At 55.6% G+C, this 13,174-nt stretch carries 14 protein-coding genes; 8 read left to right on the top strand and 6 right to left on the bottom strand.

Annotated features, from left to right (window positions below):
- The first annotated feature begins 1 nt into the window (after position 1).
- From ACR0J4_RS19375 to ACR0J4_RS19350, 6 genes are all read left to right on the top strand, one after another.
- A complete protein-coding gene (locus tag ACR0J4_RS19375; RefSeq protein ID WP_170643811.1) occupies positions 2-763 on the top strand; it encodes a Phenylacetic acid catabolic protein in 762 nt (253 codons plus the stop codon).
- A gap of 126 nt (positions 764-889) precedes the next feature.
- Entirely contained in the window at positions 890-1,093 is a 204-nt protein-coding gene (locus tag ACR0J4_RS19370) for a hypothetical protein (protein ID WP_170643809.1), read from the top strand.
- A 134-nt stretch (positions 1,094-1,227) separates the two neighbouring features.
- The gene (locus ACR0J4_RS19365) at positions 1,228-2,208 is read left to right on the top strand and encodes a helix-turn-helix domain-containing protein (RefSeq protein WP_480668787.1); all 981 of its coding nucleotides are present in this window, start codon (positions 1,228-1,230) and stop codon (positions 2,206-2,208) included.
- A gap of 110 nt (positions 2,209-2,318) precedes the next feature.
- Entirely contained in the window at positions 2,319-3,725 is a 1,407-nt protein-coding gene (locus tag ACR0J4_RS19360) for an aldehyde dehydrogenase family protein (RefSeq protein ID WP_480668786.1), read from the top strand.
- A 22-nt stretch (positions 3,726-3,747) separates the two neighbouring features.
- Positions 3,748-4,593 (top strand): hypothetical protein, encoded by an 846-nt coding sequence (locus ACR0J4_RS19355; protein WP_480668785.1) that lies wholly within the window; start codon positions 3,748-3,750, stop codon positions 4,591-4,593.
- Between the two features lie 9 nt (positions 4,594-4,602).
- Complete coding sequence (locus ACR0J4_RS19350) at positions 4,603-5,724, top strand: copper amine oxidase (RefSeq protein ID WP_480668791.1); 1,122 nt, start codon at positions 4,603-4,605, stop codon at positions 5,722-5,724.
- Positions 5,725-6,032: 308 nt separating this feature from the next.
- Here the strand turns inward: ACR0J4_RS19350 and ACR0J4_RS19345 are convergent, their stop codons facing one another.
- Genes ACR0J4_RS19345 through hmgA form a run of 5 tightly spaced genes read right to left on the bottom strand, consistent with a single transcriptional unit; the run spans position 6,033 to position 11,522 of the window.
- Positions 6,033-6,221: a DUF2783 domain-containing protein gene (locus ACR0J4_RS19345; RefSeq protein ID WP_170549697.1), complete on the bottom strand. Its 189-nt coding sequence runs from the start codon at positions 6,219-6,221 to the stop codon at positions 6,033-6,035.
- A gap of 4 nt (positions 6,222-6,225) precedes the next feature.
- Positions 6,226-7,839, bottom strand: coding sequence for an FAD-dependent oxidoreductase (locus ACR0J4_RS19340; RefSeq protein ID WP_170643805.1), 1,614 nt, complete (start codon positions 7,837-7,839; stop codon positions 6,226-6,228).
- 41 nt (positions 7,840-7,880) lie between these two features.
- Positions 7,881-8,831: an MBL fold metallo-hydrolase gene (locus ACR0J4_RS19335; RefSeq protein WP_170549703.1), complete on the bottom strand. Its 951-nt coding sequence runs from the start codon at positions 8,829-8,831 to the stop codon at positions 7,881-7,883.
- A gap of 37 nt (positions 8,832-8,868) precedes the next feature.
- Positions 8,869-10,128, bottom strand: coding sequence for a fumarylacetoacetase (gene fahA, locus ACR0J4_RS19330; protein WP_170643803.1), 1,260 nt, complete (start codon positions 10,126-10,128; stop codon positions 8,869-8,871).
- 38 nt (positions 10,129-10,166) lie between these two features.
- Positions 10,167-11,522 (bottom strand): homogentisate 1,2-dioxygenase, encoded by a 1,356-nt coding sequence (gene hmgA / locus ACR0J4_RS19325; protein ID WP_170747325.1) that lies wholly within the window; start codon positions 11,520-11,522, stop codon positions 10,167-10,169.
- Positions 11,523-11,658: 136 nt separating this feature from the next.
- Between hmgA and ACR0J4_RS19320 the strand changes: the two genes are divergently transcribed.
- Both ACR0J4_RS19320 and maiA read left to right on the top strand, forming a co-directional pair.
- A complete protein-coding gene (locus ACR0J4_RS19320) occupies positions 11,659-12,096 on the top strand; it encodes a MarR family winged helix-turn-helix transcriptional regulator (protein WP_170747326.1) in 438 nt (145 codons plus the stop codon).
- Positions 12,097-12,714: a maleylacetoacetate isomerase gene (gene maiA, locus ACR0J4_RS19315; protein WP_170747327.1), complete on the top strand. Its 618-nt coding sequence runs from the start codon at positions 12,097-12,099 to the stop codon at positions 12,712-12,714.
- On the opposite strand, the gene ACR0J4_RS19310 is transcribed toward maiA, so the two are convergent.
- The gene (locus ACR0J4_RS19310) at positions 12,711-13,166 is read right to left on the bottom strand and encodes a MarR family transcriptional regulator (RefSeq protein WP_170642267.1); all 456 of its coding nucleotides are present in this window, start codon (positions 13,164-13,166) and stop codon (positions 12,711-12,713) included. The genes maiA and ACR0J4_RS19310 overlap by 4 nt on opposite strands.
- Positions 13,167-13,174: the final 8 nt, after the last annotated feature.

Genomic DNA, 13,174 nt, shown 5'->3' with positions numbered 1-13,174 from the left:
CATGACCGATACGATGACTCTCGACAGCTATTTGGCAGCGGGCGGCGTGCTGACCAACCCGTCAAACGTTCCGCCACGCTATCGTGCGGAACTGCTGAAACTGATGGCAACCTTTGTTGACAGTGAATTGGCAGGCGCAGCCGGTTTTGCTGACGTAATTAACCTCGGGCCAGGAATAAAAGAACGCATCGCTGCCGCGAAGATCGTGCTTGAAAAAACGGATCATGCAAATCGTGTTCTGAACATCATGGGAGAGTTTGGAGCCGACACAGAACGCTACGCCAATCATCATCCGTGGACGGCCCGGTTAAGCCGGGGTGCGGACATCGGAGCAACGCGTTCCGAACATGATATGCGCTTGGCTGTGTTCAACTATCCGTTCTCGGGTTGGACGGATGCCGTGATCATGAATCTGCTCATGAGCCGCGCCGTCGCCGAACAACTGGCTGAGTATTCTACGATTTCCTACCAACCCCTGGCCGAGGCGTTCCGCTCAATTGCTCCGATCGAAGCACACCATGGTGAACTGTCGATGGAAGGCGCAAATAAGTTGATCGAACGAGGCGAAGCTGAGCAAATGCAAGTCTCGGTCGACTACTGGTGGCCTCGCGTCGCGGTGTCCTTCGGGGGCGATGATCCGAAACGTTTCGAGTTGTTGAAATCTCTTGGTCTGCGGCGGAATAAAAACAGTTCCCTGAGAGAACGCTGGAGCCAGACGATGGATGACACGCTGAAGACTTTGGGATTGAAAACGCCTTTGTAAATCACTTGATTGGGGCGAGTTTGGGCCTGTCCTCTAGTCTGAGGCGAGGCCCAAGTTTTTGGGAAAACAAGAAAAATAGCAATGTAGGGCTGGGGTTTGTCGGACGTGGCCTGACGACTGATCGCAATGGGCCATTCGGTAACACTTCAGATTATCGATTATCCGGGGATTCAGAAATTCGCTCAATGGGGAATGAAAGAACTCTTGGATTACGCGAGTAAACAGGCTGAAAATCTTGGTTTCTTGCTGTTCACAAGTGAGATCGCGCTGCAACCAATTGGCCAGCCCGTGGTGATCGTCCCAACGCCATCAGTTTGGGTCAATTCCTAAAGCGAAACACTTTGGAGTGAGTTACATACAGCCCGACGAGTACACGCCAAATCCACCAGTTCTATACATTACAAAACGTTTTGCTGAAAACTAACATCAGGGGTACTCTTTGCGCTGATCCAATCGCAGCAAATATGACACCCATGAAGCCACAGCTAGACAGCGCATATTTTAAACCGCTTGTGCGGACGAATTTGCGTTCACGATCTGTAGAGGGCTTTTCTCAGGATCTGGAAAAAATCTGCGGGCAGTTTGCTGTTGAGTCCAGTGATGCCACGCGCGGACGTATTGACGGGGATATCTCCACCTTACCGGTCTCACGCTTTGAGACGGCAATCGTATCACTGGACGCACAAAGGGTTTTTCGGGACGAGCGTATGATCCGACAAGACCCCGGAGAGCACTTGTTTCTTCTCATCCAAGACAAGGGAAATTGTCGTATCCACCAGAATGATACATCAGTTTTGTTGGGTCCCGGCGACATGTATCTGGTCGACAGCGCGAAGCGGTCGGAGTTTGTTTATGACGGGATGAACTCGCGTCAGGTTTCGATCCATTTGCCACGCGACGAGATGGTCCACAGATTCGGTGAGATCTGCACGGGAGGTATTTCGGTAGATCGAAACGACCCGCTGTTTTTCGCCATGCGTGCCGTGCTGGCCAAGATATTTACCGAGGAAGCCACTGTCGCCCCACATTTGGGCGAAGCCTTTCTGAGCTTGTTAGGTGCGTATTTCCGCTGTGTCAGCCATCAGGAAGATCAACGCGGGCGAGAAGCAAACGCGGTCCTCTCGCGCGCCCTTCAACTGATTGAACAGAACGCGATGGATCCTGCATTCGGACCGCAGGCATTGGCCGAAGCATTGCAGGTTTCGCCTCGGACGCTACAGCGTCATTTTGGAACCCTTGGGGAAACCGCCAGCAAACGCCTTATGTCCGTGCGGCTTGAAACAGCGAAAGCCCGGCTAAAAGAGGTGAACTCTGACGTAGGGCGCGACACGATCGCTGCGGTTGCGTATGATTCCGGTTTCAACGACCTGTCGCATTTCTACAAAGTCTTTCGGGAACGATTTGGTGTCTCACCCGGGGCGGTGCGGAAAAGTATGTCGTCCTAAGCCATAATTTTTGGCGCAAAACCCCAAGACTCGACCGACCGGTCGGATAATAGTACTCCCCAGCCTTGCTGCGTTCGCGCACAGGCATCGCGATTTAGGGAGGACAAGCCGTGATCGAATACGATCTGACTATCGGGGGGCAATCGGTATCGACTGCCGCCAGCTTTGACGTATTGAACCCGTCAACCGGTGAAGTCGCAGGGCGTGCGCCCAATGCGACACGCGCTGATCTGGATACTGCCGTTAAAGCTGCGAAAGCTGCTTTCGAAAGCTGGTCGGCCAAATCGGATAAAGAACTGCAGGCCGCATGCGAGGCCGTAGCGCAGAAGATCGGAGAACATTCCGAGGAACTCGCACAGATTATAACAGCCGAACAGGGTAAGCCGCTTAACGGGCTTGGATCGCGCTGGGAAATGGGCGGGGCAGGGGCTTGGGCAGGATATACTGCCGGGCTGTCCCTACCAATGAAAGTGTTGCAAGATAACAACGAAGGCCGCGTTGAACTACACCGCAAGCCGCTGGGCGTTGTGGGGTCGATCACCCCTTGGAACTTCCCAGTGATGATTGCGATCTGGCATATCATGCCAGCGCTGCGCACCGGCAATACGGTGGTTATCAAACCCTCGCCTCTGACCCCACTGTCGACCCTGCGCCTTGTTCAGATCATCAACGACGTGCTGCCTGCGGGCGTCGTGAACGTGATCACAAGCGATGACAAGGGCGACAACATCGGAGGGGCTATGTCTGCCCATCCCGATATCCGCAAGATCGTCTTCACCGGGTCCTGTGCGACAGGGCAGAAGGTCATGGCCTCGGCCGCGGAAACCATGAAACGCCTGACCCTGGAACTGGGGGGCAATGATGCCGGTATCGTTCTGCCCGACGCAGATCCGCAAGCGATTGCCGAAGGTTTGTTCTGGGGCGGTTTTATCAATAACGGCCAAACCTGCGCTGCGATGAAACGTCTTTATGTCCACGAAAGCATCCATGACGAGGTTTGCGACGCGCTGGTGGCCTTCGCCCGCAATATCCCGGTGGGGGATGGCATGGACGACAACGCGATCCTGGGTCCGGTCCAGAACAAGATGCAGTTTGACAAGGTCAGCGGCTTGGTGGCCGATGCGAAAGAGCGTGGCCAGGTCTTGCTGGGCGGTGCGCCGGGCGACGGGTTGTTCTTCCCTCCCACGATCATTGCAGGCCTGAAAAACGGCGATCCGCTGGTCGATGAAGAACAGTTCGGCCCGGCGCTGCCAATCATCAAGTATTCAGAAGTGGAAGACGCGATTGCGGCCGCCAATGACAGCCCGAACGGGTTGGGTGGCTCAGTCTGGTCGTCTGACATCGACGCCGCAAAGGCCGTTGCCAGCCGTATGGAATGTGGTTCGGTCTGGATCAACAAACATGGCGCAATTCAACCCAACGCCCCGTTCGGAGGGGTCAAATCATCTGGCGTTGGTGTCGAATTCGCGGACGAAGGTTTGGCCGAATACACCGATATCCAAGTCGTATTCAGCTAAGAACAAGATAGGAGAGGAAAAGATGAAGATCAGAAGTATCCTTGCCACAACTGCACTGGGCGCGGTTTTCGCCGGCAGCGCTTTGGCACATCCCCTGGACGGGTTAACGCCGGATGAACTCCAGCAAATCAACACGATCCTGAAAGACAGCGGCACTGTCACCGACAAGACGCTGTACCCTTTGATCGATCTACACGAGCCGTCGAAAGCCGAAGTTCTGGCTTGGAAACAAGGCGATGCACTGGATCGCAAGGCGATGGTGCAATACACCACCGACGAAGGATTCAGCGAAGCAATCGTGAACATCACGCAAGGTACCGTTGAAGATAACTTTGCCATCGAAGGCTCGGGCCAGCCGATGGTATTGTTTGCGGAATTCATCGGTGCATTGGAAGGGGCGCTGGGTCACCCGGATATGATCGCCGGGCTCGAAGCGCGCGGCCTGACAAATGAAGACGCCTTCTGTCTGCCGTTGACAGCGGGTAACTTCTTTACCCCCGAATTTGATGGCACCCGCCTGATGAAGGTGCCCTGCTATCAGAACCCGACGGGCTCGAACTTCTACGCAAAGCCGATCGAAGGATTGTTCGCAATCTACGACATCGGCAAGCAAGAGGTTGTTGAGGTCATCGATACCGGTGCGATCCCGTTGCCGCAAGACGCCTGGGGTTACACGGCCGAAGAGGTGGCCGAACGGGTCGAACTGCGACCGGAAACCAACAAGGTTCTGCTGACGCAGGAAGGTGGCCCGAACTACACCCTGGATGGCAACCACCTGGAATGGGACATCTGGCGTATGAATCTGCGCGCGGAAAAGCGTGCGGGTCTGGTCGTCTCGAACATTGATGTCAACGATCAGGGCAATTGACGTTCGGTCATCTATCAGACGCATCTGTCCGAAGTGTTTGTCCCCTATATGGATCCGACCGAGGGGTGGTACTGGCGGACCTATATGGACAGTGGCGAATACGGGTTTGGACTGTTCCTGACGCCGTTGCGTGCGGGTGTGGATTGTCCTGAATATGCAACTTTCCTGCCTGCCGTAATCGCGGATGACGCAGGTATGCCGTTGGAAATCCCGGATGCGATCTGCATCTTCGAGCGCAACATTGGTGACCCTGCTTGGCGCCACTTTGAGATCTTTGCTCAGACGCCAGACAACTTTGTACCTGCTGAGGGCCGCTCGGAAACCGAATTGGTTGTACGCACTGCGTCAGAGGTCGGTAACTATGACTATCTGATCGACTACCGCTTCAAGCAGGACGGTCAGATGTTCATCAAGATCGGCGCAACCGGTCTGGACGCGGTCAAAGGCGTGGTTTCGACCTCGATGAATGATGAAACCGCTGCGGAAGACACCAAGTATGGCACGTTGATTGCACCGCATCTGGTTGCGGCCAACCATGACCACTATTTCAACTTCCGGATCGACTTTGACATCGACCAGCCGGTCAACCACATGGGGTTGATGGAAATCGTCCCGGCCGAAATACCTGCGGACAGTCCGCGCAAATCGATGTGGACCTGGCAACATGTGATGCCGGACAGTGAGCTGGACGCGCGCTATCGCTTCAGCGCGTCCAAACCGCGTCACGTCCATATCTCGAACCCGCAATCAGAAGGGTATCTGGGCCACACTCCGGGTTGGATGATCCACCACGGCTCGATCGCATACGGTCCGTTCGACTTTGAAAGCGACCCTCCGTTCAAGCGTAACGCCTATATCGAGTACTCCTCGTGGACGACTGTCTATGACCAAGAGCAGCGCTATGCAGGTGGCAAATATGCGATGCAAAGCGACGGTTCTGACACGCTGGCGGAATGGGTTAAAGAGGACAAGCCGCTGATGGGTCAGGATATTGTGTCCTGGTTCACCGCAGGGTTCCACCACATCCCGCGGATGGAAGACTGGCCGGTCATGTCGACCGAGTGGAAGACGGTTCACATCATGCCGTTCAATTTCTTCGCGCATAACCCGGCGTTGACGATCCGCGAGTGATTGATGGCAAATGAAATTAAAAGGGCGGCCGCAATAGGCCGCCCGTTCTTTTTGTGTCTTCTTGTTTTTTCTTAGTTCTGCAGCATCGAATACAGACCATCCAGGATCTGATCAGCCTGCTCGATCGGAATATGATTGGGGGCGGGGAAAGGATGATCTTGTTGGCGTCGATCCGTAACAAAACACCATCATCCTATAGCTCCTTACAGATGCGGCGCATTTCGGGCACGAGTTCGGGGTCTTTCGGGGCGAAATGGTTTCCTTGGTCCCAGCACAGCCGAAAAGTTGTCGGGCCGACAACCAAGAGGTCAACTTTCCTTCGCGGCCTCCAGTGCCTGTTTCAGTGTTTCTCGATCCCCGATGTGGTTGGAAAGGATGAGAATGAGGCGCGCGTTCAGGGCTTCGCTTTCCTCATCCGACAGCCCTTCATGCACTGCGATGAGGTCTGCGTAAAAATCATCCGGGGAATACAGATTAGGTTCGGTAATCAGGGGCATCAGCTTATTCCTTTCCGCAGGCTCTAAGGACTGCTGAACGCAGTGCAGCCTCGTCGTAATTACGCCAGCGCGCCGCGACATGCTGGTCGGGGCGAATTAGGTAAACCGCCTGGCTTTCGGACCCAAGGTAACGCTCCGCCAATGCGTCCGAAGCCGTAAGGGACACGCTTCTGACCTTGATACCGTCGATATTGAGGCTGTTCGGAACTTCGGTGTTGAGTGCCAAAACCACGAAGTCGTTTCCAAGCTGATCGAGAAGGAATCCGTCGCCAACCGGGGCATCCTTGCATGGAGATCCTACTCTGGACGTGTCAGGACCTCCTGCGAGGTTATCTGCTCCGTTCAGGGACGAGCGATCATAGGTACAGGGCACTGACAGTCGCCCCGAATTCACCAGAGGTCGCGCAAATGTATGACGTTCGGCCAGACTAAGCACAGCGTCCCGGAAATTCTTGCTAACCTTCGATTTTGGTGTGATGAAATCGGTTGAACGGGTCGAATTCAGGATATTTTCATCCGCTCCGTAGATCCGTTCGTCATCATAGGTGTCCAGAAGGCTTTCCGGTGCCTTGCCCGAGATAACGAGGCCAAGCTTCCAACCAAGGTTGTCGACGTCCTGAAAGCCGGAATTCGCGCCACGTGCCCCGAAGGGAGACACTTGATGCGCCGCGTCGCCAGCGAAAACAACGCGCCCGTGGCGGAATTTGTTCATACGTCGGCACTGGAAGGTGTAGATGGACGACCACACCATTTCATACTCGACGTCATCGCCCAACATCGCATCCAGCCGCCTGCGGATGTTTTCCTCTTTCAACTCTTCCTTGCGATCGACATCCCAGCCGATCTGGAAGTCCACGCGCCACACGTCATCAGGCTGTTTGTGCAGCAAAGTCGAGGCGCCGGACTTGAAGTAGGGCTCGAACCAGAACCAGCGCTCTGTCGGGAATGTGTTGTTCTTCATCCGGATATCAGCGATCAGAAAGCTGTCCTGAAAAACCCGGCCTTCAAATCCCAGATCCAACATGTCGCGCGTTGGCGAACTTGCGCCATCGCAGGCGATCATCCAATCCGCCTCAAGCTGGTAAGGCCCGTCCGGAGTTGTGACGGACAGAACAACATGGTCGTCCTTGACGTCTACAGCTTCGACCCGGTTCTTGCCTCGGATTTCAATCGGCGCGCCGCGTTCCTGTTCCGCGCATATCGCTTCGAAAATAAACTTTTCGAAGTAGGGCTGCTGCAAGTTGATGAAGGCAGGGTTACGATGGCCGGATTCTGGCAAGAGGTTAAACTCAAAGACCTTTCGATCATCCTGAAACACCTTCCCAACATTCCAGACCACCCCTTTTTCGAGCATCGGCGCGCCGCATCCGTAACGGTCGGCGATTTCCAGCGTTCGCTTGGCAAAGCAGATGGCGCGGCTTCCCATGCCGATCCCTTCGTGATCGTCCAGCACCAACGCCGGAATGCCCTGTCGACCAAGGTCCAGCGCGGCGGCCATGCCGATAGGACCACCTCCGACTATGACAACCGGGTGACGCACAGCATCGGATGCGTCCTGATCTTTTGATTTCTCATAAGGGTAAAGCTTGAAGGCGAGGGAATATCGGTCCTGAAGCATCGAAACACCTAGCTTGTTGAGTTCGGAGGAGATGAGTGGGTTCAGCCTTGCAACTGTTCCCACATTTCCAGATCGCGTTTGTCAGTCCAGATGCGAGGGTGGGCGATCCCCCGAGCTTCGTCATAGGCACGGCTGACGTTGAACGGCAGGCAGTGCTCGTAAATCGCGTAGTCTTTGAATTTAGGGTCACAGGCGTCGCGAACGGCATCCCATGCGTCTTTCAGGCTGCCGCCTTTCATCGCGACCTTCTTGGCGGGCTCGTAGGTTGAGTTGACAAAGTCGCGAGTGCTTTCGATGGCCCGTTCGACTGCTTCTTTGCCGATCAGCGCGCCGCCGCGCCCCGGAGCAATGGCGTCGACGTCATAAGCTTTGATATTATCCAGCGTCCGGCCCCAATCGGCAAAGTGACCATCTCCGCAATAGCAGGCCGAGTGGTCCTCGACGATGTCGCCGGTGAACATGACGTTCTGATCAGGCACATGGATCACCGCATCGCCTGCCGTATGCGCGCGGCCGATCTGTTTGATATCCACGCGGCGGTTACCCAGATAGACTGTCATGCTATCGCTGAATGTGGTGGTAGGCCAGGTCAGGCCTGGGATGCTTTCATGACCTTCGAACAGGCGCGGGAATCGCTGGAACTCGCTGTCCCAGTCCTCTTGCCCGCGTTCCACGACCATTGAGCGCGCCACATCCGACATGATCACTTGCGGCGCGTTGAAGGCCGAGGCGCCCAGAACGCGCACCGCGTGATAGTGCGTGAGCACAACATGGCTGATCGGCTTGTCGGTGACTTCACGCACCTTCTCGATCACTTTGTTCGCCAGACGCGGGGTGGCCTGCGCCTCGACAATCATGACGCTGTCGTCGCCGATAATGACGCCCGAATTCGGGTCACCTTCGGCAGTAAAGGCCCACAGGCCCTCGCCGATCTCATCGAAGGTGATTTTCTTTTCTGTCATGTCGCCTTGCGATGCGAATGCTTTAGCCATGGGAGTCCTCCGGTGCCCGAGCGGGCGATTTCACTTGTCAGTTGCTTTTGTAGGGATCGTCGAGTGCTGCGAGGACTTGCCCCGTGCAATCGCCGAAACCGATCCGATAGCCGTCGCCTATCGCAGCGCCCCTCAGGGTTAGGGTGTCTCCGTCTTCAACAAAGCTGCGGGTCTCACCGGTGTCGAGAGTAAATGGCTCTTTGGCCCCCCAGCTGAGTTCCAAAAGGGAGCCGCGATTGTGCTTTTCCGGGCCGGAAATTGTGCCCGAGCCCAGAAGATCGCCGGTATTCATCGGGCACCCGGACGTGGTGTGATGGGCCAATTGCTGAGCTGCAGAATAATACATCTCATTGTAATTGGTTCGGGCAATGATTGTAGCCGCCTTGCCCTTGGGAGCCAACGTGACCAACAGGTCGATGTCGTATAGCATCGGGCCACAATCCTTCAGGTGGTCCAGCAATTCGAACTCTCGCGCTGGGGTGTTGCATCGGAAAGGCTCAAGCGCAGCTTTGGTCACGATCCAGGGACTGATCGAGGTTGCCGTGGCCTTGGCCTGGAACGGCCCCAGCGGTTGGTATTCCCAAGCCTGAATGTCGCGGGCAGACCAGTCGTTCAGCAGTACGTAGCCAAAAATGTTGTTATCCGCCTCTTGCACCGAGATCGGACCATCGGAAGGGGTTCCAACAATTGCGCCCATCTCAAGCTCAATATCGAACCGTTGCGACGGGGCAAACCGGGGCAGGGTGTCGTTTGGACCTTTCAGTTGACCCCAGGGGCGACGAATGTCCGTGCCCGAAACAACCACTGAAGAGGCACGACCGTTGTAACCGATTGGGATGTGAAGCCAGTTCGGGGGCAGCGCGTTTTCCGGCCCGCGGAACATGGTGCCAACATTGAAAGCATGGTGTCGGCCCGCGTAGAAATCTGTGTATTCGCTTACAGCGAAGGGCATATGCATCTTGGCATCGTCTTGCGCGACGAGAAGCGGTTCGATTTTATCTCGTTCTTCGACGCCTTCGGCCAAGAGGCTTATCAGCCGGTCCCGCAATGCAGCCCACACTGCCGGGCCCTCTTCCATCAATGGATTCCAGAAAGGCAGATCGAAAAGGGGTTCGTCGCTCAGGGCAATCAGGCCTTCGGCCTCGGCAGCGGAGACGTCGAGGATCATATCGCCGATGGCCACGCCACAACGGGGTTCGCCGCCTTCGGTCGAAAAAACCCCATAAGGCAGGTTGTTCAAGGGAAAAGGATGGGCTTCATCATTGGCCGATGTCACCCAGGAGTTCATCAAAGGCATTCTATATCCAGACTTTTGTCACGAGCGGATTTGTTGTTTCATTTTTTGCCGGGCGTGCCGTCAAATTTCTTTTCGATGTCTGCCCAGCAGTCAATATAGTCGTCCTGCAGCGGCGCCTCGGTCGCGGCGAAGGCCGTCAGATGCTGTGGGAAGCGGGTTTCGAACATGAAGGACATGGTGTGGTCCAGCTTGTCCGGCCCCAGATTGGCGTTTGAGGCCTTTTCGAACGCTTCCCGGTCCGGGCCGTGCGGGATCATCATGTTGTGCAGGCTCATGCCGCCGGGGACAAAGCCCTGCGGTTTGGCATCATACTGGCCGTAGATATTGCCCATCAGCTCGGACATGATGTTCTTGTGATACCACGGCGGGCGGAACGTGTCCTCGGCCACCATCCAACGCTCGCGGAACAGGACGAAGTCGATATTGGCTGTGCCAGGCTGGCCCGAAGGGGCCGTCAGGACGGTGAAGATTGACGGATCCGGGTGGTCGAACAAGATTGCGCCGACCGGGCAATAGGTGCGCAGGTCGTATTTGTAAGGCGCATAGTTGCCGTGCCAGGCCACTACGTCCAGCGGGCTATGACCGATCTGAGTGACGTGGAACTGCCCGCACCATTTGATCGTCACGGTCGAGGGCACCTCTCGGTCCTCGAATGCAGCGACGGGTGCTTTGAAATCGCGCGGATTGGCCATGCAATTGGCGCCGATTGGTCCACGCCCTGGCAGTTCGAATTTCTGCCCGTAGTTCTCACAGACAAATCCGCGTGCCGGACCTTCCAGCACTTCAACACGGTAGAGCAAGCCGCGTGGCAGGATCGCGATTTCCTGCGGTTCCAGATCAATGATCCCCAGCTCGGTCACAAAACGCAGACGACCGTCTTGCGGAACCACCAGCAGCTCGGAGTCGGCTGAGAAGAAATAGTCATCCACCATCGAGTCGGTGACCAGATAGACATGGCTGGCCATGCCGACCTGCGTGTTCACGTCCCCCGCCGTCGTCATGGTGCGCATCCCGGTCAGCCACGTTAAAGGGGCGTCAGAATGCGGAACCGGGTCCCAGCGATACTGGCCCAGGCTGATCACATCCGGGTCGATACAGGGCGCGGACTTCCAGTAGGGCAGGTCAATTTTCTCATAGCGATGCGAGTGCTTGACCGACGGACGAATGCGGTAGCACCACGTCCGCTCGGGCGGATTGGCGGTGAAGGCCGTGCCGCTGAGTTGTTCGCCATAGAGGCCGTAGTTGCAGCGCTGCGGGCTGTTCATGCCCTGCGGCAGCGCGCCAGGCAAAGCCTCGGTCTCAAAATCATTGGCCCAACCGGGCATGTAACCCTTTGAAATGGCGTTCCCATCTTCTGCAACGGTCAATCCGCTATGTTTAACGAGTGCATTCATCTGGATCTCCTTATCACTCGATTCGAGAAGATTTTGGGTTCACAGTAAATATTTGTTGCATTTGCAACGTTGTCAATATTTTTGTTGCAGATGCAATGAAAATCTGAATTCAATAACGCCGAAAGGAAATCCCTGCATGAGCACCAAAAACTTGCCTGAGTTCGATTTGGAAGGGTTCTTGCCATACCGGCTTACGGTGCTGGCCGCGCGACTGAGCGCAGAAATGGCGCAGCAGTACAAACATGAGTTTGGCGTTTCGAACCCGGAATGGCGCGTTCTTGTGAATGTCGGATATGCCGAAAACCCGTCGGTTCGGGACATTGAGAAACGAGTCAGTCTAGAGAAGTCAAAGGTCAGCCGTGCGGCCGCACGGCTTGAATCCCGCGGACTGATCACCAAGGTTGAAGACCCTGCCGACAGACGACTTGTTAAACTCGACCTTACGGAAAAAGGCGCGGATCTTCTCAGCCAATTGGTCCCTATTGCACTGTCGTTTCAATCCAGCCTGGAAACCAAACTTGGTGAGTCTCAGGAAGCGCTGAATGCCGCACTCGATCTGCTGTCGGAAGAATGAATGATTAAACTTTATGACTATTGGCGCTCTTCAGCCAGCTATCGTGTGCGGATTGCGCTAGGCCTTGCCGGGGAAAGCTGGCAAACCGTCATCGTGAACCTGCTGGAAGCTGAGCAGCAGTCCGACGCGCATCTGTCCAGAAACCCTCAGGGTCTGGTGCCGGTGTTGGAGATAGACGGCAATAGGTTCACCCAGTCGCTAGCGCAGATCGAGTATATTGACGAAACCAGAGGCCTTGGCCTTTTGCCCTCGGACCCTGTGGGCCGCGCCGAGGTGCGTGCGTTGTCTTATGCTGTGGCAATGGATATCCATCCGGTTTGCAACCTTCGAGTGGTGAAATGGGCCGTAGAACACTCAGGGAAACAAATTTCGAATGAAGGCTGGATGCAGCATTTTATCGGCGAAGGTCTGGCGGCTTACGAGGAGATGGCGCAGGGCGGTCCGTTTTCCTACGGTGACCGTGTAACGCTTGCCGACGTTTGCCTGATGCCTCAGCTTTACAACGCGCAAAGATGGGGTGTTGAATTGGCTGACCTGCCCAAGATTTCTCGGATCAAGGACAGCTTGGATCAGATCCCGGCCTTTCAGAACGCCCATCCGGACAACAGCCCTCATTAACTGTTTTCGTTCTCGCGACTCTGCCCATAGTCAGCCACAGCCTTTTCAAGGGCGCGAAGTCCATCCTTAAGCTTGTCTATGTCCTCATCGCTCATGCGTTCCAAAATCGAGTCAGCACAGTTCTGCACGGCTGGAAAAACTTCGTTGAATAGGGACTTTCCAGCCTCGGTACAGGAGTATTGGCGCAGCCTCCGGTCACTGTCCGCGACGGCGCGGCCAATTAGGCCCTTTTTCTCTAACCTGGTCGCAGCACGGCTTACCTGAACTTTGTCCAACGTGGTGCGCTGCGCCAGTTGGAGCGAGTTCGACTGACCCGCGCTGGCCAATAGAAACAACAGACGCCATTCCTCTCGCGAGAGGCCGTAGGTTCGACCATAGACCTGAACAAGCTGGCGAGAAAACGCCTCGGCGGTCGATGCAAGCTGATAAGGAAAGTATGTTTCAAGATTCACAAGAGCTC

This window comes from Ruegeria sp. B10 (assembly GCF_056539825.1).
The sequence above is the reverse complement of the archived record's forward strand: the minus strand, read 5'-3'. Positions and strand labels throughout refer to the sequence as shown.